This window comes from Mycobacterium sp. 2YAF39 (genome assembly GCF_052114565.1).
Classification (GTDB): domain Bacteria; phylum Actinomycetota; class Actinomycetes; order Mycobacteriales; family Mycobacteriaceae; genus Mycobacterium.
This window is the reverse complement of the sequence record NZ_JBFREZ010000059.1, coordinates 1-388: the sequence shown is the minus strand read 5'-3', so window position 1 is coordinate 388 and position 388 is coordinate 1. Positions and strand designations below refer to the sequence as shown.

At 65.2% G+C, this 388-nt stretch carries 1 protein-coding gene; it reads right to left on the bottom strand.

Annotated features, from left to right (window positions below):
• Positions 1-388: HNH endonuclease signature motif containing protein (locus AB4Z42_RS28460; protein ID WP_442012592.1), on the bottom strand; the 388-nt coding region annotated here is incomplete at both ends.

Below are 388 nucleotides of genomic sequence, written 5' to 3'. Positions count from 1 at the left end.
TGGTCGTCGTTGAGGCGGCGTTGTTGTTCGATGTATTCGCGCCGCGACTGTGCGCGGGTCTGTGTGCGGCGCGGCATCATCAGGCCGCGGTTCGGTTGAGCGGCAGCCCCATTGGTCGGTACACAGACGGATGCGGTGGGCCGGCACAGCGACGGGAAGGGTATACGGCTACCGGGGTGTGTGGTGTAGCGCTGACCGCGTGGTGAGCGCCAGCGGACGGTGCCTTCCGGTGACTGTTGGTCGTGCCAGCCCCAGAATGTCTTGAGCAGGTGGTGTTTTCGGCATAGACATTTGAGGTTGGATGCCTGCGTCGGGCCGGTCGGGTAGGCGATGGTGTGGTCGATGTCGCAGTGGTCGGCGGGTTGATCGCAGCCCGGGAACCGGCACG